This is a genomic window from Mesorhizobium sp. LNHC232B00 (assembly GCF_000502435.1).
In the GTDB taxonomy this organism is placed as follows: Bacteria; Pseudomonadota; Alphaproteobacteria; order Rhizobiales; family Rhizobiaceae; genus Mesorhizobium; species Mesorhizobium opportunistum.
This window is the reverse complement of the sequence record NZ_AYWP01000003.1, coordinates 367,496-387,798: the sequence shown is the minus strand read 5'-3', so window position 1 is coordinate 387,798 and position 20,303 is coordinate 367,496. Positions and strand designations below refer to the sequence as shown.

Annotated in this window: 15 protein-coding genes, 1 tRNA gene and 2 pseudogenes; 9 read left to right on the top strand and 9 right to left on the bottom strand. The window is 63.2% G+C overall.

The features are described 5' to 3' along the window. Positions 1-181: 181 nt before the first annotated feature. The 4 genes from X743_RS162425 (at position 182) to X743_RS162440 (ending at position 5,651) form a co-directional block, all read left to right on the top strand. Positions 182-1,774: a peptide ABC transporter substrate-binding protein gene (locus X743_RS162425; protein ID WP_023764416.1), complete on the top strand. Its 1,593-nt coding sequence runs from the start codon at positions 182-184 to the stop codon at positions 1,772-1,774. 164 nt (positions 1,775-1,938) lie between these two features. Then, on the top strand, positions 1,939-2,862 hold the full coding sequence (locus X743_RS162430) for an ABC transporter permease subunit (RefSeq protein ID WP_013896497.1): 924 nt from the start codon (positions 1,939-1,941) through the stop codon (positions 2,860-2,862). Then, positions 2,855-3,976 (top strand): ABC transporter permease subunit, encoded by a 1,122-nt coding sequence (locus tag X743_RS162435; protein WP_023764415.1) that lies wholly within the window; start codon positions 2,855-2,857, stop codon positions 3,974-3,976. Before X743_RS162430 ends, X743_RS162435 begins: the two co-directional genes overlap by 8 nt. Positions 3,977-4,031: 55 nt before the next feature. Beyond that, a complete protein-coding gene (locus X743_RS162440) occupies positions 4,032-5,651 on the top strand; it encodes an ABC transporter ATP-binding protein (RefSeq protein ID WP_023764414.1) in 1,620 nt (539 codons plus the stop codon). A 40-nt stretch (positions 5,652-5,691) separates the two neighbouring features. Here the strand turns inward: X743_RS162440 and X743_RS162445 are convergent, their stop codons facing one another. From X743_RS162445 to X743_RS162460, 4 genes are all read right to left on the bottom strand, one after another. Continuing rightward, positions 5,692-6,051 carry a hypothetical protein gene (locus X743_RS162445; RefSeq protein WP_023764413.1) on the bottom strand — a complete coding sequence of 120 codons (360 nt, stop codon included), beginning with the start codon at positions 6,049-6,051 and terminating at the stop codon, positions 5,692-5,694. Positions 6,052-6,152: 101 nt separating this feature from the next. Next, positions 6,153-6,464, bottom strand: coding sequence for a hypothetical protein (locus tag X743_RS162450; RefSeq protein ID WP_245264167.1), 312 nt, complete (start codon positions 6,462-6,464; stop codon positions 6,153-6,155). A 135-nt stretch (positions 6,465-6,599) separates the two neighbouring features. Then, the gene (locus X743_RS162455; protein ID WP_023764411.1) at positions 6,600-6,815 is read right to left on the bottom strand and encodes a hypothetical protein; all 216 of its coding nucleotides are present in this window, start codon (positions 6,813-6,815) and stop codon (positions 6,600-6,602) included. 655 nt (positions 6,816-7,470) lie between these two features. Then, positions 7,471-7,758 (bottom strand): hypothetical protein, encoded by a 288-nt coding sequence (locus tag X743_RS162460; RefSeq protein WP_013896490.1) that lies wholly within the window; start codon positions 7,756-7,758, stop codon positions 7,471-7,473. A 271-nt stretch (positions 7,759-8,029) separates the two neighbouring features. Here X743_RS162460 and X743_RS162465 point away from each other — a divergent pair. The 4 genes and pseudogenes from X743_RS162465 to X743_RS162470 all read left to right on the top strand — a co-directional run bounded on the left by X743_RS162465 (position 8,030) and on the right by X743_RS162470 (position 12,505). Then, positions 8,030-8,106 (top strand) — tRNA-Pro (locus X743_RS162465). Between the two features lie 174 nt (positions 8,107-8,280). Then, positions 8,281-8,994, top strand: a pseudogene (locus X743_RS0135550) (phosphomannomutase/phosphoglucomutase); the annotation flags it as partial. Between the two features lie 2 nt (positions 8,995-8,996). Beyond that, a pseudogene (locus X743_RS01000000168685) lies at positions 8,997-10,075 on the top strand (phosphomannomutase/phosphoglucomutase); the annotation flags it as partial. 192 nt (positions 10,076-10,267) lie between these two features. Next, positions 10,268-12,505: a mannose-1-phosphate guanylyltransferase/mannose-6-phosphate isomerase gene (locus X743_RS162470; protein ID WP_023764410.1), complete on the top strand. Its 2,238-nt coding sequence runs from the start codon at positions 10,268-10,270 to the stop codon at positions 12,503-12,505. Positions 12,506-12,645: 140 nt separating this feature from the next. Here the strand turns inward: X743_RS162470 and betB are convergent, their stop codons facing one another. The 5 genes from betB to betI are packed head-to-tail and all read right to left on the bottom strand — an operon-like array spanning position 12,646 to position 18,921. Further along, complete coding sequence (gene betB / locus X743_RS162475; RefSeq protein ID WP_023764409.1) at positions 12,646-14,109, bottom strand: betaine-aldehyde dehydrogenase; 1,464 nt, start codon at positions 14,107-14,109, stop codon at positions 12,646-12,648. Positions 14,110-14,161: 52 nt separating this feature from the next. Then, positions 14,162-15,814 carry a choline dehydrogenase gene (gene betA, locus X743_RS162480; RefSeq protein WP_023764408.1) on the bottom strand — a complete coding sequence of 551 codons (1,653 nt, stop codon included), beginning with the start codon at positions 15,812-15,814 and terminating at the stop codon, positions 14,162-14,164. Beyond that, positions 15,807-16,808 (bottom strand): threonine/serine dehydratase, encoded by a 1,002-nt coding sequence (locus X743_RS162485; RefSeq protein ID WP_023764407.1) that lies wholly within the window; start codon positions 16,806-16,808, stop codon positions 15,807-15,809. Before X743_RS162485 ends, betA begins: the two co-directional genes overlap by 8 nt. Beyond that, complete coding sequence (gene betC, locus X743_RS162490; protein ID WP_023764406.1) at positions 16,805-18,334, bottom strand: choline-sulfatase; 1,530 nt, start codon at positions 18,332-18,334, stop codon at positions 16,805-16,807. Before betC ends, X743_RS162485 begins: the two co-directional genes overlap by 4 nt. Continuing rightward, a complete protein-coding gene (gene betI, locus X743_RS162495) occupies positions 18,331-18,921 on the bottom strand; it encodes a transcriptional regulator BetI (protein ID WP_023764405.1) in 591 nt (196 codons plus the stop codon). Before betI ends, betC begins: the two co-directional genes overlap by 4 nt. Before the next feature lie 198 nt (positions 18,922-19,119). On the opposite strand from betI, the gene X743_RS162500 reads away from it, so the two are divergent. Next, positions 19,120-20,286 carry an acetyl-CoA acetyltransferase gene (locus X743_RS162500; RefSeq protein WP_023764404.1) on the top strand — a complete coding sequence of 389 codons (1,167 nt, stop codon included), beginning with the start codon at positions 19,120-19,122 and terminating at the stop codon, positions 20,284-20,286. Positions 20,287-20,303 lie beyond the last annotated feature (17 nt).

Sequence of the window (20,303 nt, the reverse complement as noted above, 5' to 3'; positions counted from 1 at the left end):
TCAGCTATACCGATTGACTTAGGGTCAATCAGTACTCGGTTGAAAAGAGCTTACCTCCTGTCTAGTCTCCTGCCACCAGCTGCCGGGGGGAACCGGCGGCGCGCTCGAAGGGGCCAGCCATCGGCTTCGGGGCGTCAACACTTAGAGGCGCGCCGACGGCAGCGCCGACAGGGAGAACTTCATGCTGAAAAACATGCTGAGGGCGACGGTTTTCGCCACGACCATGGCAGTGACCGCCGGCACTTTCTACACGCCGGCTTTCGCCGAAATTGTCTACAACCGAGGCACCGCTGCAGAATCAGAATCCGTCGACCCCCACAAGACCTCGACGGTTTACGAAGCCAATGTCCTGCGCGACCTGTTCCAGGGTCTCGTCATGCAGGACGAGAAGGCGAACCTCATTCCTGGCGCCGCCGAGAGCTGGACGGTATCGGACGACGGCACCGTCTACACCTTCAAGCTGCGCAAGGACGGCATGTGGTCGGACGGCAGCCCGGTGACGGCGGACGACTTCGTCTACGCGTTCCACCGGCTGGAAGACCCGGCGACGGGCGCCGAATACGCCTCGATGCTTTATCCGGTAAAGGGTGCGGAGGACGTCAACACCAAGAAGGGCAAGCCTGATGACATGGGCGTCAAGGCGATCGACGCCAACACCCTGGAGGTGACGCTGAAGGCGCCGACGCCTTACTTCCTGGAGATGCTGACCCACCAGGCGACCTATCCGGTCAGCAAGGCCTCCATCGAAAAGCTCGGCGCCGATTGGATCAAGCCCGGCCATCTGGTCTCGAACGGCGCCTATACGCTGGCCGAATGGGTTCCCAACGACCACATGAAACTGGTCAAGAATCCGAAATTCTGGGACGCCGCGACCGTCAAGTTCGACGTGGTCAACTACATCCCGACCGAAGACCGCTCATCGGCGATGAAGCGCTTCGAGGCCGGCGAACTCGACAGCTATGACGATCTGCCGACCGAACAGCTCGCCGATCTCAAGACCAAGTTCGGCGACCAGATCCACGTCGGTCCATATCTCGGCACCTACTATTACGCGATCAAGACCGACAAGGCGCCTTGGAACAATCCCGAACTGCGCAACGCCATCTCGATGGCGATCGACCGCGACTTCCTGGCCGAAAAAGTCTGGCAGAACTCGATGCTGCCTGGCTATTCGATGGTGCCTCCGGGCATCGAGGGCTATACGCCGGCAGTGGCCAAATATGCCGACATGCCGCAGATCGACCGCGAGGACGCAGCCAAGAAAATCCTCGAGAAGCTCGGCTACACGCCGGAACATCCGCTGAAGATGGAAATCCGCTACAACACCTCGGAGAACCACAAGAACACCGCGGTCGCCATCCAGGAACAGCTGAAGCCGCTCGGCGTCGACGTCACCCTGCTCAACACCGACACCAAGACCCACTATTCCTTCCTCGAGCAGAAGGGCGACTATGACGTGGCCCGTGCCGCCTGGATCGCCGACTACAAGGATCCCGAAACCTTCCTCGGCATCTCGCGCAAGGCGAGCGGCAACAACTACTCGAACTACGACAGCCCGGCCTATGAGGCGGCCATGGACAAGGCCGCGGCCGCCGGCGGCAAGCCCGAAGAGCGCATGAAGGAGCTCTCCGAGGCCGAGCGCATCCTGGTCGACGATGTCGGCCAGATTCCGCTTCTCTACTACAGCTACCACGACATCGTTTCCTCGAAGCTGCATGGCTTCGTCGACAACGTGATGGATGTGCATCCGTCGCGCTTCGTCAGCAAGGACTGATCCCTGGCCAGGCCCGCCGCGCGCTTCGAGTGCGCGGCGGTGCTGGTTTGCCATCGCATCGGTCCGGAAAGCGGAATCGATTTTCGGGAATCCGGTGCGAAGATTGAAGGCTGGAGCGCAATCGTCCGACTGGACGCGCGAGTTCCGGATCAAGCGGGGCACCGATGCTGCGATACGTATTCCGGCGGCTTTTGACCGCCATCCCGACGCTGTTCGTCATCGTGACGATGGCGTTCTTCCTGATGCGCGTCGCGCCGGGCGGCCCATTCAACCAGGAGCGCGGGCTGAGCCCCGAGATCAAGGCCAACCTTGAAGCCCAATTCGGCCTCAACGACCCGCTCTGGCTGCAATACGTCCACTATCTCGGCAATCTCCTGCGCGGCAATTTCGGCCCGAGTTACAACATGCCGGATTTCACCGTCACCGAACTGTTTGCCAAGGGCCTGCCCATATCCATCCAGCTCGGCGCCTCGGCGCTGATCCTGGCGCTGCTGCTCGGCAGTGTGCTCGGCACCGTCGCCGCACTCAACCAGAACAAGCTAGGCGACTACGCGGTGATCGCGCTGGCGACCGCCGGCAGCACTATCCCGACCTTCGTCATCGCGCCGGTGATCCAGCTTCTGTTCGGGCTGACCTGGAAGCTGTTGCCGATCGGCGGGTGGGGCGATGGCGCCTTCATCAACAAGATTGGCCCGGTGCTCACCCTTGCCTTGCCACAGATCGCCATCGTTGCCCGCCTGATGCGCGGCTCGATGATCGAATCGCTGCGCTCCCACCATATCCGCACGGCCCGCGCCCTCGGCCTTTCCGACTGGTCGGTGGTGGTCAAGCACGCGCTGCGCGGCGCCATCTTGCCGATCGTCTCGTTCACCGGCCCGGCGGCGGCGGCGCTGTTGACCGGTTCGGTCATCGTCGAGACGATCTTTTCCATTCCAGGCGTCGGCCGCTATTTCGTCGATGCCGCCCTCAACCGCGACTACACGCTGGTGATGGGAACGGTGGTGGTGATCGCCATCTTCACCATCGTCTTCAACCTGATCGTCGACGTCATGTACGCGGTCGTCGATCCGAGGGTGCGCTATGACTGATATCGCAGCCACGGCCCCCGTCATCGTCGGCCGCTCGCTCTGGGGCGACGCCTGGGCACGTCTCAAGGCCAATCGCGCCGCCATGTTCAGTCTTTATTACCTGGCCTTTGTCGCGATCATCAGCGTGTTCGGCCCCTGGTTCGTGCCGCATCAGTACACGACCATCTATGCCGACTATGTGCGCACGCCGCCGAGCTTCACGGCCTATCCCAAGGCAGATATGATCGAGACGGCCCTCGATGACGCGATCAGGCGCATGCGGGTCGACATCAAGGAATGGAAGCAGGATGGCGAGCGCGTCACGGTCACCGTCACCTCGACGAAGCCGATCGACGATCGCAACATCCGCTACCTCGACCGGTCCGACGCCTTCGACAACACCAAGATCGAGAGCAAGTCGCCCGACGGCCTCGAAGTGACGATGAGCACGTCGGTCAAGCAGCAGTATTTCCTGTTCGGCACCGACAACACCGGCCGCGATCTTCTCTCGCGCACACTGATGGCCGGGCGGATATCGCTGGCCATCGGCCTTCTTGCGGGTGTCGTGGCGGTGGTGATCGGGGTGATCTACGGAGCCACGGCCGGCTTCGCCGGCGGCAAGGTCGACGAAGTGATGATGCGCATCGTCGACGTTCTCTATTCCTTGCCGTTCATCTTCTTCGTCATCATGCTGGTGGTGTTCTTCGGCCGCAACTTCGTGCTGATGTTCCTGGCGGTCGGCGCGGTACTATGGCTCGACATGGCGCGCATCGTGCGTGGCCAGGCGCTGTCGATCCGCCGCCAGGAATATGTCCAGGCGGCCGAAGCCATGGGCGTCGGCCAGCGCGGCATCCTGCTGCGCCATGTCATCCCCAACCTGCTTGGTCCCGTTGTGATCTATATGACGCTGCTGGTGCCGCAGGTCATCATCCTGGAGAGCTTCCTGTCGTTCCTGGGGCTTGGCATCCAGGAACCGATGACCAGCTGGGGCGTCCTGATCTCGGTCGGCGCCAAGAACATCGGCACGGCCAACTGGCTGCTCTTGTTTCCCGCCTTCTTCCTCGTCTCGACGCTGTTTGCCCTGAATTTCGTCGGCGACGGCCTGCGCGACGCGCTCGACCCAAGAGATCGATAGAGATGATAGCGATCGATAGAGATGATAGAGATCGATAGAGATGGGGACCGTTGACATGGCTGCTGCCGAAACCATCCTCAGCGTCAAGGACCTGCGCGTCCGCTTCCGCACACTCGACGGCGCGGTCGAAGCGGTGAAGGGCATCAACATCCACGTCAATGCGGGCGAGACCGTTGCCGTGGTCGGCGAATCCGGCTCCGGCAAGAGCCAGACGATGATGGCGGCGATGAGCCTGCTGGCCTCCAACGGCGAAGCATCGGGCAGTGTCGACTATCGCGGCCGCAACCTCCTGGCACTGAGCAAGTCCGAGCTGAACAAGGTCCGCGGCCGCAAGATCAGCATGATCTTCCAGGAGCCGATGACCTCGCTCGATCCGCTTTATTCGATCGGCAACCAGCTGATCGAACCGATCCGCCGGCATCGCGGATTGAATGCCGCCGAGGCGCATGAGGAGGCGCTCAAGCTGCTGCGGCTGGTGCATATTCCCGATCCGGAGCGGCGGATGAAATCCTATCCGCACGAAATGTCCGGCGGCCAGCGCCAGCGCGTGATGATCGCCATGGCGCTCGCCAACGACCCCGACATCCTGATCGCCGACGAGCCGACGACGGCGCTCGACGTGACCATCCAGGCGCAGATCCTGATGCTTCTGGCCGAATTGCAGCGCAAGCTTGGCATGGCGATCGTCTTCATCACCCACGATCTTGGCATCGTCCGGCGCTTCGCCGACCGGGTCTATGTCATGCGCCAGGGCGAGGTCGTCGAGGAAGGCGAAGCCGAAGCGATCTTCGTCGACCCGCAGCACGCCTATACCAAGATGCTGCTGGCGGCCGAGCCGACCGGAACAAAGGCGCCACCGCCCGCCAATGCGCCCGTGGTGCTCGAAGGCAGGAATGTCGAAGTCACGTTCAGGATCGGCGGCGGCTTCCTCGCCGGCGAACCGTTGATGCTGCGCGCCGTCGACGACATTTCGATCCGGCTGCAGCGCAACCAGACGATCGGCATTGTCGGCGAATCCGGCTCGGGAAAATCCACGCTCGGCCGCGCTTTGCTGCGGCTGTTGCCGAGCGACGGGCTCATTCGTTTCGGCGATCGCGACATTTCCACCGCCGACCGGCAGGCGATGCGGCCGCTGCGGCGCCAGATGCAACTGGTCTTCCAGGATCCGTTCGGCTCGCTGTCGCCGCGCATGACCGTCGGCCAGGTCATCACCGAAGGGCTGCTGGTGCATGAGCCCGATCTTTCGGGCAAGCAGCGCGACCAGCGCGCGGTCGAAGCCCTGCGCGAAGTCGGCCTCGATCCAAACGCGCGCAATCGCTACCCGCATGAATTCTCGGGCGGACAAAGGCAGCGCATCGCCATTGCCCGTGCCATGATCCTGAAACCCAAAATGGTCGTGCTTGACGAACCGACCTCGGCGCTCGACCGCTCGGTTCAAAAACAGATCGTCGAGCTGCTGCGCAAGCTGCAGGCCGACCACGAACTGTCCTACCTGTTCATCAGCCACGACCTTGCCGTGGTGCGCGCCATGGCCGACTACATCATCGTCATGAAGCAGGGCAAGATCGTCGAGGAGGGACCGACCGAGGCGATCTTCAGCAATCCGAAGGCTGCCTACACCCAGACGCTGATGAATGCGGCAATCGATGTCACGCGGTTCCGGTTGAGCGCCTGAAACGTCGCTTCAGACAATCATCGTGGCGGCGTCTGTTTGCTCAGCTCGCCGACCTCTGGCACCTGCGCGCCCGTGCGGCGACAATGGCATCGTGCCGTTGCTTCAATTGGTCGATCCTCGCCGTCTCGCGGTTTGCGACCGCCGTCTTCACCCGCGAACCACCCAGCAGCCAGCGCGGCACGCTGGTGTTGGCGACCTTGCCGCGCGTGATCGCCACCTGCGAGATTTCGCCGGCGTTTTCGCCCAGTGCGCTGTTGAGTTCGGGGCAGCTCATTTTGTCGTATTTCGCCGCGTTCACCGTCCTGCCGATCGATGAGCAACCGGCCAAGAGAAAGCCGGCCACGAGAAGCAGTGCAACCAAAACAACCGGTGCCGGCTTTGCCTTTGAAATCAAATCCATGTCCGCATCCGGCTCGCCGTCTACCGGCCCCTCATACCATAGTTAGGTTCGATGCCCATTTCGTCAAAGTTTGCGCCTGCTGTCGAGCACGCACTCCGTGCTCACGCTGCCTTGGCGACGCATCCGGTCCCGGAAGCTCCACCGCCGAGCACTGCCTGGGCGATGTCGGCCTCGTTTTCATCGACATGGGCCGTCACCAAAACGATCCCCTCGGCGACGCTCCGATCATCCGGCTCGATGGTGGTCGTAACGAATGTCCCGAGCAGCGCGCCGGCGCCGCCGCCGCAGATCGCGCCGATCAGCGCCGCTGCCGGCAGTCCGGCAGGCAGAGGATTGATGCCTAGGACTGCGACAGCGCCCAGGCAGGCCGACGCCCCGGCGACCGCGCCAAGCAGGACAGAAGGTGTCTTCAAGACTCCGACTTCGTCATGGTAGGGCCCGATGACGGCAATCTGTACGCGGGGAACTCCGGCCGCCACCAAGGCGCCTGTGACCCTGGCTGCTTCGGCATGGGAATCAAAAAGCCTGCTAATTGTCGGCATGGTCATTCAGGGCGCGTTTTTGTCCAGCACCGTGTCGGCAACGAAGGATGCGGCGATCAGATCATCGCCATCGATTTGGCCCTGGCCGTCCTCCATCGCGGCCGCGACCCTTTGGAAGGTCTTCATTTCGCCCTCGGTGATCCGAGCCTCCTGCATCTTGGTCCTGAGGTCGTGCACGCGTGTGCTTAAGGCATGGGATCTTGCGGTCTCACGATTCGACATGCTCTTCATTTCCGCTTTATTCGACTGTCTTCCCGCCCAATCAACCAAATTAGGATCGTGTACAGCCGTTCCAAGTTGGGCTTCGGTCGGATGGGCTGCCAGACCTAGGTCTGATCGCAAAGGGCAATGGTCTTGCCGGGGACGCCGCGCGGAACAGCAGCTGTTTGCCGCCGTTGTCCGCTGCACGATCGTGGGAGGAAGCTGATGGAAAAGAGTGTTGGCCAGGCGCGTTGGTTGCTCGCACCGGTCTTCGCCGCGGCCATCACCTTGATGGCTATCGGAATAGCCCTCGGCTGAGCACCCAGGAGAACCGGCCAAGGAGGAGAACCGGCCAAGGAGGAGAATCGGCCAAGGGTGAGAACCGCCCAAGGTTTGCAATTGGCGCAGCCACGTCCCTTCCTGCGCCGATAGGGTTCGCTCGCCGCTCTCATGTGATGAGTGATGTGGCGAGCGAACCCTCGATTTCTGGTGGGCGCCGCAACCCGCGGCCCTTTTGGGGGCAGCAAGTCGGATTCCTGCAGGTTTCAAAGTTGAATGACGGCTTTTGCGGCGTGGCGCCGCATGAGAGCCGTCAGTCGAGCTTGTGCGCGGGACGCCGCTGTAGGGCGTCTGGCTGGCCCGGCTCGATCGGCGAGCCGGGCCAGACGGGCGGCGATCAGTATCCGCCGTTGTCGATCACTACGGGGTGACGGTGATGGTGACGGTAGGTCGAGACGGAGCCCGTGACAATCACGGTGTCCCGACGATGATGCCGGCGGCCATGGTCGTAGAATGCAACTGTACCGTGGCGGCGATGATGCAGGCGCTGGCCGTACTCGTTGATGATCTTGACGTTGTTGTGGTGTCGATGGTGGGTCCTGATAACGACATCGGCCTCGGCTGCCGAAGCCACTGCCGGCAATCCGATGCAAAGCGCCAAAGCGCACATGGCCATTGTTTTCATTGTAATTTCTCCATTGCCTTGATTAGCCCTTCCTTGGATAACCGCTGCTGGTCCGCTTTGGTTCCGGTTCAGGGCTGGATGAGGACGGCTGGGTTGATGGACGGGCGATCACATCGTCAATGGCCTGGACGAGGCTGCGTCTCGGCCACGACAGTTGGGAAACCCTGGTGTCCGCACCATCTGCGGCGAAAGCAGACGAAATGCGACAGAAGTGCTGCCATTGCCGCTTGCAGGAACGAGGTGTGGCGGCTATAAGCCCGCGGTCTGGTCACGGAGTGTAGCGCAGCCTGGTAGCGCACCTCGTTCGGGACGAGGGGGTCGCAGGTTCAAATCCTGCCACTCCGACCAGAAAAAACAACGCATTGGCGCATCCCGACTTCGGCGCTCCACCTGATACCCACCTGAATCAAGGCAAGACGTTTCACCTCAAACGCCACGCGTTTTGGGGGTAAACACGGCTTGAAGCCTATGGTAGCCACGACCCTCGACAATTTGTGTTCCAGCCATTTGGAGTTTCCAGTCTTGACCCCCAGGATCGTCGGCGAGGCCTTGCCCAACAGCTTCGAATTCGAAACCGAGGCGCTGATAAAGCCGACCGGCTTCCGCGAATATGACGCCCGCTGGTGGTTCGGCCACCCCGGTTCGGCTGTGCCGCCGGAGCTCAACCTGATCGGTGTCCAGGCGCTCGGCATGGGGCTTGGCACGCTGATCCGCCGTCTCGGCGCCGGCCCCGACATCGTCACCGGGCATGATTTCCGTTCCTATTCATTGTCGATCAAGCTGGCGCTGGTGTCCGGATTGATGGCCGCGGGCGCACGGGTGAGGGACATCGGCCTGGCGCTGTCGCCAATGGCCTATTTCGCCCAGTTTGCGCTGGAAACCCAGTCGGTGGCCATGGTCACCGCCTCGCACAACGAAAATGGCTGGACCGGCGTCAAGATGGGAGCGGCGCGGCCGCTGACCTTCGGACCCGAGGAGATGAGCGCGCTGAAGGCGATCGTGCAGGCCGGAGATTTCGACCTTGTCGGCGGTGGTTGCTATGATTTCATCCGCGATTTTCGCGCCACCTATCTCGACGACCTGACCAGGGACAAGCGTATCGCGCGAAAGCTGAAAGTGGTCGCCGCCTGCGGCAACGGCACCGCCGGCGCCTTTGCCCCGGAAGCGTTGCAGCGCATCGGCTGCGAGGTGATCCCGCTCGATACCGAACTCGACCACACCTTTCCACGCTACAACNCTATGATTTCATCCGCGATTTTCGCGCCACCTATCTCGACGACCTGACCAGGGACAAGCGTATCGCGCGAAAGCTGAAAGTGGTCGCCGCCTGCGGCAACGGCACCGCCGGCGCCTTTGCCCCGCAAGCGTTGCAGCGCATCGGCTGCGAGGTGATCCCGCTCGATACCGAACTCGACCACACCTTTCCACGCTACAACCCCAACCCCGAAGACATGCAGATGCTGCATGCCATAAGGGACAAGGTTCTGGAGACCGGCGCCGATGTTGGGCTGGGTTTTGACGGCGACGGCGACCGCTGCGGCGTGGTCGACAATGAAGGCAACGAGATTTTTGCCGACAAGGTCGGCGTGATGCTCGCGCGCGACATCTCCGGCCAGCNGTCGACAATGAAGGCAACGAGATTTTTGCCGACAAGGTCGGCGTGATGCTCGCGCGCGACATCTCCGGCCAGCACCCGGGTTCGACCTTCGTGGTCGACGTCAAGTCGACCGGGCTGTTCAACACCGACAGCGTGCTCAAGGCCAATGGCGCCGTCACCGACTACTGGAAGACCGGCCACTCCTACATCAAGCGGCGTGTCGCCGAACTCGGCGCCGTCGCCGGGTTCGAGAAATCAGGGCATTTCTTCTTCAACCCGCCGATCGGGCGCGGCTACGACGATGGGCTGGTCACGGCCATCGCCATCTGCCAGATGCTCGACCGCAACCCGGACAGCTCGATGGCCGACCTCTACCGTGCGCTGCCGCTGACCTTCGGCACGCCGACCATGTCGCCGCACTGCGCCGACGACGTGAAGTATGGCGTGGTCGAGCGGGTGGTCTCCGACTTTCAGGCGATGATGCGCGACGGCGCCGCTTTCGGCGGCCAGAAGATATCGGACCTGATCACCGTCAACGGCGTGCGTGTCGTCGCCGAGGACGGCACCTGGGGGCTGGTGCGGGCGTCTTCGAACAAGCCTGAGCTCGTCGTGGTCGTCGAAAGCCCGGTGTCGGCGCAGCGCCGCCGGCAGATGTTCGAGGCCGTCGACGCCGTGCTGCGCCGCAGCCCCGAAGTCGGCGCCTACAATCAGACTTTCTGAGCTGTGATTCGGCCAGCCTGACCTCGATCTCGACGCATGAGGCCGAAGCCACCATCACCAGTGGAAATGTCGCAGAACCGATCCCTGTCGACATCTCGAACCGATAGGAGTTGCCGCATTTCCAACTGGACGAACACGGGCTAAAGGCTTGTGTCGGGCGCCAACCGCCGCTTTTTTGAATACGAGACCCGAATGACCGATCGAATTGTCAGTTTTGTCATGAGCGGCGGCGTTGGCTCGCGGCTCTGGCCGCTGTCACGCGAGGACAATCCCAAGCAGTTCCATGACCTGTCGGGCGATGGCTCGATGCTGGCCAAGACCTTGCGTCGGCTGGCGGCAAGATCCGGCGGCGAAACGCCGATCTTCCTGATCGCGTCGGAGCGCCATGCCGAACGTGTGCATGCCGATCTTGCCGGCCTCGATCTCGCCGGCGGCGGTCCGCTGTTCGAGCCCACGGGGCGAAACACCGCTGCCGCCGTCGCGCTGGCGACGCTGCGCACTTTGTCCGAGTTCGGCGACAGCCTGGTCCTGGTGGTGCCGTCGGACCACGAAATATCGACGGCAAGGCAATTCTGGCAGAGCATAGAGGCGGGTGCCGAGGCGGCACGCGCAGGCCGACTTGTGGTGTTCGGCATAAAGCCGGCGCAACCCGAAACCGGCTATGGCTATATCGAGGTCGCGGCCGAAAGTGGCGGCATCTTCGACGTCTCACGCTTCGTCGAAAAGCCGGACCTTGCGACTGCGCAAGGCTATCTCAAAGCCGGAAATTTCTACTGGAACACCGGCATCTTCCTGTTTCGCGCCAGCGCCATGCGAGATGCATTTGCCGCCTTCCAGCCGGACATCTGGCAGGCCACCGAAGCAGCCTACAGGGCGGCGACATCGGATCTGTCAGGCCTCTATATGCCGCTCGAACTCTACGCGGCCATTCCGTCCAACTCGATCGACTACGCCATTATGGAGCGGGCGAAGGACATCGCGATGGTGCCGGCCGGTTTCCGGTGGAACGATCTTGGTTCCTGGCAATCACTGCTCGATGTCGGCCCGTCCGACAGCAGGGGCAATGTCATTGTCGGCGATGTCGTCGCCATTGATTGCGAAAATTCGTACATCCGCGGCGACGGTCGCCTGTTATCCGCCATCGGCATGAAGGATGTTGCCATCGTTTCGACCGCTGACGCCACTTTCGTCGCTCCTGTCAGCCACAGCCAGCACGTCAAAAAAGTCGTCGAGCAGTTGGAGAGGTCGGGCCGGCTCGAAACACGGTTCACGCCTGCCCATGATCGCGTCATTGAAAGTGGCGCCTGGCGGCGGCGCGTGCATCACTGGCTGTTTCAGGAAACCTTGCCATTGTGGTCGACATCAGGTGTCGACGAGCGCCACGGCGGCTTCCACGAAGCGCTTGGCTTTGACGGCTCCCCGCTGATGAAGCCCAAACGCATGCGCACGCAAGCTCGCCAGGTCTATGCCTTCGCCGTCGCCAGCGCGCGCGGTTGGGACGGTCCGGCCGACCGGCTGATCGCACATGGCATCGACTTCATGGCAGGGAAGGGGCGCACCGACCGCGGCGGTTGGGTGCGCACGCTGAATGTCGACGGCTCCGTTGCCGATGCCACGGAGGATACCTACGACCATTCCTGCGTTCTGCTGGCGCTGGCGCATGCACATATGTCGGGCAATCCGGATGCTCTTCGGCTCGGCGAGGAAACCTTCGCTTTTCTCGATGCCCATCTCGAGGACAGCCGCATGACCGGGTTCCTCGAAACATCGGACGGGGAGGGCGAGCGGCGCTCCAACCCGCACATGCATCTGCTCGAGGCGTTCCTGGCCTGGCATCAGGCCACCGGAGAGCGTGCCCATCTGCGCCGTGCCGCACGCATCATCGACCTTTTCCGCAGCCATTTCTTCGATCCTGAAAGCTGGACGCTCGGCGAATATTTCGACGCCGAATGGAAGCCGGCCGCTGGTGACAAGGGACTCTGGACCGAGCCTGGCCATCACTTCGAGTGGGCTTCGCTGCTGGTCGATTTTGCCGAGCGCAGCGGTCAGGCCGAATTGCGCGGCTTCGCCAGGAAACTCTACGCCTCGGCAATCGCCAGCGGTCTCAACCGCGCCACGGGCCTTGCCTATGGCGCGGTCTCGCGGCAAGGCCTGCCGCTCGACCTGGCGTCACGCAGTTGGCCGCAGGCTGAAGCGGTCAAAGCGGCAATTGCGCTGAATGGCTCAGGCGGCCCCGATCTCAAGCCGGAGATAGAGGCGCGCGTCGGCCGGCTGTTCCGGTGGCACATCGATCCGGCGCCGCTCGGCCTGTGGATCGACCGCATCGACGAGCGCGGCCGCTCCTTGGCATCCGACGTTCCAGCCAGTATTTTCTATCACCTGGTCTGCGCGCTGACGCAGTATCTGGACGGGACGGCGGAGAAGGGGTGAGGCGCTCGCGGCGACGCCGAAGCTGCCAATCTCCCCCCTTGCGGGGGAGATNGCGATCCTTCACACCCCCCTCTGTCCTGCCGGACATCTCCCCCGCAAGGGGGAAGATCGACTGTATCTCGGCTTCGCCAATCATCGGCTCAATATGGCGCCGCCACGTCCCCCGTCTCGACGTAGACCGATTTCAGCTGCGAGTAGAGTGCCAGCGCCGCCAGCGAATTTTCCCGCCCTATGCCGGACTGCTTGAAGCCGCCGAACGGGATTTCGACTGGCGTCAGATTGTAGGCATTGATCCAGCAAGTACCCGCCTGCAGCTCGGCGATGACGCGGTGGGCGCGCGGCAGGTCGCGTGTGAACACGCCCGCTGCCAGACCGAATTCGGTGTCGTTGGCCCGGTCGATCACCTCGTCTTCGCCATCGAACTTCAGCACGCTCATGACAGGTCCGAAAATCTCCTCGCGGGCAATGCGCATGGTGTCGGTGACGCCGGTGAACACGGTCGGCTCGACGAAGAAGCCGCCATCGAAACCTTGCAGCGAAGGCACGTTGCCGCCGCAAGCGAGCGTGGCGCCATCCTGCTTGCCGATGCCGATATAGCCGACGACCTTCTCATGCTGCGCTTTCGAGACCAGCGGCCCCATCTGGGTCGCGGGATCGAGCGGATCGCCGATACGGATTTTCTTGGTTCGCTCGACCAGCCTTTCGACAAAGCGGTCGTGAATGCCGCTCTGCACGAAGACGCGCGTGCCGTTGGAGCAGATCTGGCCGGTCGAATAGAAATTGCCGAGCATGGCGCCGCCAATGGCGTTTTCGATGTCGGCATCGTCGAAGACGATCAGCGGCGACTTGCCGCCGAGCTCCATCGTCGCGTGCTTCATCTTTGAGCCTGCAAGCGCCAGCACCTTGCGGCCGGTCGGCACCGAGCCGGTCACCGAAACCTTGGCGACGACATCGTGGCCGACGAGCCCGGCGCCGACATCGCCATAGCCCTGCACGACATTGAATAGTCCGTCGGGCAGGCCGGCCTCGCTGTAGATCTCGGCCAGCGCCAGCGCCGACAGCGGTGTGTTTTCCGATGGCTTAAACACCATGGCGTTGCCCATGGCGAGCGCGGGCGCGGACTTCCAGCCGGCGATCTGGATCGGATAGTTCCAGGCGCCGATGCCGACGCAGACGCCGAGGGCCTCGCGCCGCGTATAGGCGAAGGGGCCGCCGAGGTCGACGGATTCGCCATTGTAGGCGGCGACCGCGCTGCCGAAATATTCAAGGCAATCGGCTGCTGAAGGCGCGTCCGCCACCAGCGTTTCCTGCATCGCCTTGCCGGTATCGAGCGTCTCGATGCGGGCAAGGTCGGCGTTGCGGGCGCGCAAAATGTCGGCGGCGCGGCGCAGGATGCGGCCGCGCTCGACCGGCTTCAGCCGCGCCCAGGCGGGTTGTGCTGCCCGTGCGGCCTCGATGGCCAGCTCCAGCACGTTCGGCGTCGCCGCGCGCAGCATGGCGATGGTCTCGCCGGTGGCCGGATAGATGACCGGCAGCGGCGCGCCTTGCTCGTCGTCAACGTAGCGTCCGTTGACATAGTGCGATGCCGTGGGCTGGGCGCGCATGGGAAGTCTCCAAATTCTATTCGCCTGGGCCGGACGTTCGCCGGATCATGCTCTATCTGTCCGACGCCTGCCAGCGCGGATTGATCCATGGTTCCTGGTTGGACGGCGCCAGTGGCGTGCGGCCCAGTATGTGGTCGGAAGCCTTTTCGCCGGTCATGATCGACGGTGCATTGAGATTGCCGTTGGTGACGCGCGGGAAGATCGAGGAGTCCGCGACCCGCAATCCTTCGACGCCGATCACCCGGCACTCCGGATCGACGACGCTCATCGCATCGTCGGCGCGCCCCATCTTGCAGGTGCCGCAGGGATGGTAGGCGCTTTCGGCGTGATCCCTGATGAAGACATCGAGATCGTCGTCCGACTGCACATGGCTGCCCGGCGAGATTTCCTGGCCGCGATAGGCATCGAATGCCGTCTGGCCGAAGATTTCGCGGGTCAGCCGGATGCAGTGGCGGAACTCCACCCAGTCGTCCGGATGCGACATGTAGTTGAAGCGGATCACCGGCTTCGATTTCGGATCCGGCGACCGCAGCGTCACCGAGCCGCGCGACTTCGAGCGCATCGGCCCGACATGCGCCTGGAAACCATGCGACTTGGCCGCCGCCTTGCCGTCATAGCGAACCGCCGCCGGGATGAAGTGGTACTGGATATCGGGATAGTCGATGCCGGCGCGCGAGCGTACGAAGGCGGCTGCCTCGAAATGGTTGGTGGCGCCGAGGCCCGACTTGAAGAACAGCCATTGCGCGCCGATGAGCGCCTTCGAGAACGGGTTCAGCACCGAATTGAGCGTGATCGGCTTGGTCGATTCCTGCTGGATGTAGAGCTCCATGTGATCCTGCAGATTGCGGCCGACGCCGGGCCTGTCGGCGAGCACGGCAATGCCGTTTTCGCGCAAATGCTCGGCCGGGCCGATGCCGGACAGCATCAGGATCTTGGGCGAATTGATCGACGAGGCGGCGACGATCACCTCGCGTCGCGCCTTAACGACCTGAATCTGTTTGTGAGCTTCGATCTCGACGCCGATGGCGCGTTGATTCTCGATGATCACCCGGCGGGCAAAGCCCTTGACCACACTCACGTTTTTGCGCCTGAGCGCCGGCCTCAGATAGGCTGATGCCGCCGACCAGCGGCGGCCGCCCTGGATGGTCTGCTCCATCGGTCCGAAGCCTTCCTGCTTCGATCCGTTGTAATCGTCGGTCAGTTCGAACCCGGCCTGGCGGCCCGCGTCGACGAAGGCGCCATAAAGTGGATTGCGCCGTGAGCCGCGCTGCACGTGCAGCGGCCCGCCGCGGCCGCGCCAGCCATCCTCGCCGCCGTCCGAATCCTCCATGCGCTTGAAGTAGGGAAGGACGTCGGCGAAGCCCCAGCCGGCCGCCCCCTGTTCGGCCCAATGGTCGAAGTCACGGGCGTGGCCGCGCACATAGACCATGCCGTTGATCGAGGATGAACCGCCGATCACCTTGCCGCGCGGCGTCGCCAGCACGCGGCCACCCAGATGCGGCTCCGGCTCGCTGGCAAAGCCCCAGTCGTAGAGGCTCATGTTGAGCGGGATCGACAGCGCCGACGGCATCTGGATCAGCGGGCCGATATCCGAGCCGCCGAACTCGATGACGATCACAGAATGCTTGCCGTCCTCCGACAGCCTGTAGGCCATGGCCGAGCCGGCCGAGCCGGAGCCGATGATGACGAAATCCGCTTCAAGCATGGTTCATATGCGCCATAAAATCGGCGAGCGAGACGTTGCCGCCAGTTGCCACCACGAGCACGGTCTTGCCCCGCACATCCACCTTGCCGCCGAGCAACGCCGCCAGCGACGCAGCGCCCGACGGTTCGAGCACCAGCTTCATCCGCTCGAAGGCGATTCGCATGGCGCGCCGCACCGATTGATCGTCGACCGTGATACCTCGCACGCCGGCGGTCTTGACCGCCGCGAAGGGCGCGTCGCCCGGCCGCCGCGACATCAATCCGTCGCAGATCGACTTCGGGGCGATCGGCATGGTCTCGATGCTGCCATGCGCCAGCGATGAACCCATGCCATTGAAACCTTCGGGCTCGACGCCAATGATCTCGGTTGCCGGCGACAGATAATGGAATGCGAGCGACACGCCGCCGATCAGTCCGCCGCCGCCGACCGAGCAGAACAACAGGTCGGCGCTGGCGTCCTTGGCCGAGAGCTGGTCGAGCGCCTCGAGGCCGGCGCCCGCCTGGCCGGCGACGATCTCCGGATCGTCGAACGGATGCAGCAGTGCCAGGCCTTCCGTCTCGGCGATCTCGCGCGCCTTGGCGGCGGCAACCTCTTCACGCGCGCGCTCGCCATGATCGGTCAGCACGACGCGTGCGCCGTAGCCGGCCGTAGCATCGCGCTTGGCGGCCGGCGCATCGATCGGCATGACGATGGTGACCGGAATGCCGAGCGCCTGGCCGGCGGCCGCCAGCCCTTGCGCGAAATTGCCGGAGGAATAGGCAACGACGCCCTTCTTCGCCTCCTCGGCGGAAAGCCGCTTCAGCCGCCAATAAGCGCCGCGTATCTTGAACGAGCCCGCCCATTGCAGCGATTCCGGTTTGATGAAGACACGGGCCGCACCGGTCTCGCGGGCAAGGGCTGCCGATTCCAGCAGCGGCGTGATCTGCGTCGCCCTGGATGTGACCGCATAGGCCTGCTTGAGATGGTCGAGGGAGGGGACAGGACTTGTCATCATTCGCCTCGCGGATACCTTTTGCTTTCCTCGAGATTGTCGAGGTTCATGTGGTTGCGCATGTAGCGCTCGGATGCCTTCTGCAGCGGCTGGAAATCCCAGGGGTAATAGGCGCCGTTGCGCAGCGCCGGATAGACCACCCAACGCCGCGCCTGGCTCTCGCGCACGGCGGCATCGAATTTGGCCATGTCCCAGCGCGCCCGGACCTTGTCCATGAAGACCGACACCAACGCCGCCTTGGCCGGATCGTTGGCCAGATTGACCCGCTCCAGCGGATCGGCTTCGAGATCGAACAGCTGCGGCGGGTCGAGCTCGCAGTGGATGAACTTGTATCTGCCGTCGCGGATCGCCACCAGCGGTGCGTAGGAGCCTTCGGCGGCATATTCGATCAACACAGGGGCGCTGCGTTGCCCACCTTTGGTGAGCGGCAGCAGCGACTGGCCGTCGGTCCACGGCGCGATTGCATCGATGTCGATGCCGGCGAGGTCACAGAGCGTCGGCGTCACGTCGAGATTGGAGACCGGCGCCTCGATCAGCCCGGCCGGCACGCCCTTGCCGGCGATCATCAGCGGCACCCGCGCCGAGCCCTCGAAGAAGCTCATCTTGAACCACAGGCCGCGCTCGCCAAGCATGTCGCCATGGTCCGAGCAGAACAGGATGATGGTGTCGTCGAGCATACGCGTGCGCTTGAGGACGTCCAGAACCTCTCCGAGCTTGTCGTCGACATAGGAGATGTTGGCGAAATAACCGCGCCGCGAGCGACCTACCTGCTCGGGCGTGATCTCGAACGACGGATAATCGCTGGCGAGGTATAGCCGCTGTGAATGCGTGTCCTGTTCGTCCTGCGCGATAAAACCCGTTTCCGGGTCGAGCGCCTGGCAGTGCTCGTAGAGATCCCAATACTGCTTGCGCGCGACATAGGGGTCGTGAGGGTGCGACAGCGAAACGGTGAGGCACCAGGGCCGATGGTTCGCATCGTCCTGTTCGCGCGAAAGCTGATAGAGCTTCTGCGTGGCCAGGAACACGACCTCATCGTCATATTCCATCTGGTTGGTGGTCTCGGCGACGCCGGCGCCGGTGACCGAACCCAGATTGTGGTACCACCATTCGATGCGTTCGCCGGGTTTGCGGTAGTCCGGCGTCCAGCCGAAGTCGGCCGGATAGATGTCGGTGGTCAAGCGCTCCTCGAACCCATGCATCTGGTCCGGCCCGACGAAATGCATCTTGCCAGAGAGGCAAGTGTAATAGCCGGCGGCGCGCAGATGGTGGGCGAAGGTCGGGATCGACGAGGCGAATTCGGCCGCATTGTCATAGACCCCGGTGCGCGACGGCAACTGACCGCTCATGAACGAGGCACGGCCCGGCGCGCAGAGCGGCGAGGCGGTGTAGTTGTTGGCAAAGCGTGCCGAGCGGGCAGCGAGCGCCCTGAGATGCGGCACATGCAGGAAGTCCGCCGGCCCGTCCGGGAACAAGGTTCCATTGAGCTGATCGACCATGACGATCAGGAAATTGGGTCGCTTCGCCGTCACTGCTTCCGCCGCTCGCCGAGTTTGGTTTCGAGATAGTCTTCGACGAGCGCGATCGCGGTCGCCGCGTCGGGCACGCCGTCCTTCAACGCCCGCCTGATATAGAGCCCGTCGATCATCGCCGCGGTCGCCTCGGCGGCGCGGTCGGCCTCGGCCCTGGGCAGGATGCCGATGAGCCCGCTCATCAGGTTCGAGTGCAGCCGCCGCGCATAGACCCTGAGCAGGCGGCGCAGCGCGGACGACTTCTGTGCCTCGACGTAGAAGGCGAGCCATGCGGCGATGGTTTGCGGCTGGAACTGGATGTCGGAGAAGTTGACGGCCACCACCGCCGAAACGCGTTGACGCGGGGAAGCGGCGGATTGAAGCGCACGCCGCATGTCGATGGTCAGTTCGGCCAGTATGTGCCGCATCGTCGCCAGCAGCAATTCGTCCTTGGCGCCGAAATAGTGATGGGCAAGCGCCGAGGATACGCCAGCCCGCCCGGCGATCTCGGACATGGTCACGTCGAGCGAACCGCGCTCGCCGATCGCAGAGATCGTCGCGTCGATGAGCGCCTTGCGGCGCAGTGGCTCCATTCCGATTTTCGGCATGCTGTTCCCGGCTTTTGCGGGGCAGATTATTTTTTATTGACGCGTCAATCAACAAAAAATCGACGCTTGCGCAACCTGTACCAAGCGATTGTCTGCTTCCGGGCCTTCACTGCCGAGGCAGGAATGTTTATATTTGAACAATAAAGGCGACATGAGCCGTAAGCCAGTGCCAGGCTGGCGCTAACGATGGAGACCGCCATGACCGCATGCATCGTCGGATGGGCGCATTCGCGCTTTGGCAAGCTCGAAGGTGAGACGCTCGAGAACCTGATCGTCAAGGTGGCGACCGACGCACTCGACCATGCCGGTATCGGCCCGGACGAAGTCGACGAGATTGTTCTCGGCCACTTCAATGCCGGCTTTTCCGCGCAGGATTTCACCGCCAGCCTGGTGCTTCAGGCTGATGACCGGCTGCGCTTCAAGCCGGCGACACGTGTCGAGAATGCCTGCGCCACCGGGTCGGCGGCGGTGAGGCAAGGCATCCGCGCCATCGATGCCAATGCCGCCCGTATCGTGCTGGTGGTCGGCGCCGAACAGATGACGACGACGCCCGGTCCCGAAATCGGCAAGAAGCTGTTGAAGGCTTCCTATCTGCCGGAGGACGGCGAGACGCCGGCCGGCTTCGCCGGCGTCTTCGGCAAGATCGCGCAAGCCTATTTCCAGCGCTATGGTGACCAGTCGGATGCGCTGGCGATGATCGCCGCCAAGAACCACAAGAACGGCGTCGACAATCCCTATGCGCAGATGCGCAAGGATTTCGGTTACGAGTTCTGCCGGCAGGAAAGTGAGAAGAACCCCTTTGTCGCCGGTCCGCTCAAGCGTACCGACTGTTCGCTGGTTTCGGACGGCGCCGCCGCCCTGATCCTTGCCGACACGGCGACGGCTCTGAAAATGCGCCGGGCGGTTGTCTTCCGCGCCAATGAGCATGTCCAGGATTTCCTGCCGATGTCGAAGCGCGACATCCTGACCTTCGAGGGCTGCGAGCAGGCCTGGACCCGGGCACTGAAGAGTGCCGGCGTGACGCTCGACGATCTCTCTTTCGTCGAGACGCATGACTGCTTCACCATTGCCGAACTGATCGAGTATGAAGCGATGGGCCTCGCCAGGCCGGGCGAGGGCGCGAAGCTGGCGCTGGACGGCACCACGGCCAAGGACGGCCGCCTGCCGGTCAACCCCTCCGGTGGATTGAAGGCCAAGGGCCACCCGATCGGCGCCACCGGTGTCTCCATGCACGTGCTGACCGCCATGCAGCTTGTCGGTGAGGCCGGCGGCATCCAGGTGCCCGGCGCAAAGCTCGGCGGCATCTTCAACATGGGCGGTGCGGCGGTCGCCAACTACGTTTCTATTCTCGACCGGATCAGGTAAACCGCCCGCATCTACGG

Bases quoted from the DNA above. Each gene is read 5' to 3' on its own strand.
- X743_RS162425 (WP_023764416.1), top strand. From the start codon at position 182: ATGCTGAAAAACATGCTGAGGGCGACGGTTTTCGCCACGACCATGGCA.
- X743_RS162430 (WP_013896497.1), top strand. From the start codon at position 1,939: ATGCTGCGATACGTATTCCGGCGGCTTTTGACCGCCATCCCGACGCTG.
- X743_RS162435 (WP_023764415.1), top strand. From the start codon at position 2,855: ATGACTGATATCGCAGCCACGGCCCCCGTCATCGTCGGCCGCTCGCTC.
- X743_RS162440 (WP_023764414.1), top strand. From the start codon at position 4,032: ATGGCTGCTGCCGAAACCATCCTCAGCGTCAAGGACCTGCGCGTCCGC.
- X743_RS162445 (WP_023764413.1), bottom strand. From the start codon at position 6,051: ATGGATTTGATTTCAAAGGCAAAGCCGGCACCGGTTGTTTTGGTTGCA.
- X743_RS162455 (WP_023764411.1), bottom strand. From the start codon at position 6,815: ATGTCGAATCGTGAGACCGCAAGATCCCATGCCTTAAGCACACGCGTG.
- X743_RS162460 (WP_013896490.1), bottom strand. From the start codon at position 7,758: ATGAAAACAATGGCCATGTGCGCTTTGGCGCTTTGCATCGGATTGCCG.
- X743_RS162470 (WP_023764410.1), top strand. From the start codon at position 10,268: ATGACCGATCGAATTGTCAGTTTTGTCATGAGCGGCGGCGTTGGCTCG.
- betB (WP_023764409.1), bottom strand. From the start codon at position 14,109: ATGCGCGCCCAGCCCACGGCATCGCACTATGTCAACGGACGCTACGTT.
- betA (WP_023764408.1), bottom strand. From the start codon at position 15,814: ATGCTTGAAGCGGATTTCGTCATCATCGGCTCCGGCTCGGCCGGCTCG.
- X743_RS162485 (WP_023764407.1), bottom strand. From the start codon at position 16,808: ATGATGACAAGTCCTGTCCCCTCCCTCGACCATCTCAAGCAGGCCTAT.
- betI (WP_023764405.1), bottom strand. From the start codon at position 18,921: ATGCCGAAAATCGGAATGGAGCCACTGCGCCGCAAGGCGCTCATCGAC.
- X743_RS162500 (WP_023764404.1), top strand. From the start codon at position 19,120: ATGACCGCATGCATCGTCGGATGGGCGCATTCGCGCTTTGGCAAGCTC.